1 protein-coding gene is annotated in these 1,132 nt (G+C 61.7%); it reads right to left on the bottom strand.

What is annotated here, in order from left to right; translation table 11 throughout:
• Nucleotides 1–1,132 (bottom strand): serine hydroxymethyltransferase (gene glyA / locus ACR0I8_RS22070; RefSeq protein ID WP_480703663.1); only part of this gene is annotated, 1,132 nt, incomplete at both ends.

Below are 1,132 nucleotides of genomic sequence, written 5' to 3'. Positions count from 1 at the left end.
GGAACTCGACCTCGCCAAAGCCGCGTGTGGTTCCGGCGGGCGAGCCCAGACGGATGCCCGAAGTGATGGTCGGCTTCTCCGGGTCAAACGGCACGCCGTTCTTGTTGCAGGTGATATGCGCGCGGCCCAAGGCCTTCTCGGTCGCGTTGCCCTTCACGCCTTTGGGGCGCAGGTCAACCAGCACAACATGGGTGTCGGTGCCATGGGTCACCGTGTCCAGACCGCCCTTGATCAGCTGATCCGACAGCGCCTGCGCGTTGGTGATCACCTGCTGGATATAGGTCTTGAATTCGGGGCGCAGAGCCTCGCCGAAGGCAACCGCCTTGCCTGCGATGACATGCATCAGCGGGCCGCCCTGAATGCCGGGGAAGATCGCCGAATTCACTTTTTTAGCGATATCTTCATCATTGGTCAGGATCATACCGCCACGAGGACCGCGCAGGGTCTTGTGAGTCGTCGTGGTCGCCACATGCGCGTGCGGGAAGGGGCTGGGATGTTCGCCTGCGGCCACAAGACCGGCGAAATGCGCCATGTCCACGTGCAGGTAGGCGCCAACCATGTCGGCGATCTCGCGCATGCGGGCAAAGTCGATCTGACGCGGGATGGCCGAGCCACCTGCGATGATCAGCTTGGGGTTATGCTCTTTCGCCAGCGCCTCGACCTGATCGTAGTCGAGCATGTTGTCTTCTTTGCGGACACCGTATTGCACGGCGTTGAACCATTTGCCCGATTGGTTCGGGCGGGCACCGTGGGTCAGGTGACCACCGGCATCCAGGCTCATGCCCAGAATGGTGTCGCCGGGCTGGATCAGCGCCTGGAACACGCCCTGGTTGGCCTGGCTGCCCGAGTTCGGCTGCACGTTGGCGAAACCGCAACCAAACAGCTCTTTCGCACGGTCGATGGCCAGGTTTTCGGCGATATCGACGAACTGGCAGCCGCCATAGTAGCGACGGCCGGGGTAGCCTTCGGCATATTTGTTGGTCATCACCGAGCCCTGCGCCTCCATCACGGCGGCAGAGACGATGTTTTCCGACGCGATCAGCTCGATCTCGTCGCGCTGACGGCCCAGCTCGGACGTGATCGAGCCAAATAGCTCAGGATCACGGTCCGACAAAGACTGGGTGAAAAAACC

The sequence above is a fragment of the Ruegeria sp. BG9 genome, from assembly GCF_056538305.1.
This window is presented reverse-complemented; position numbering and strand designations above follow the sequence as displayed.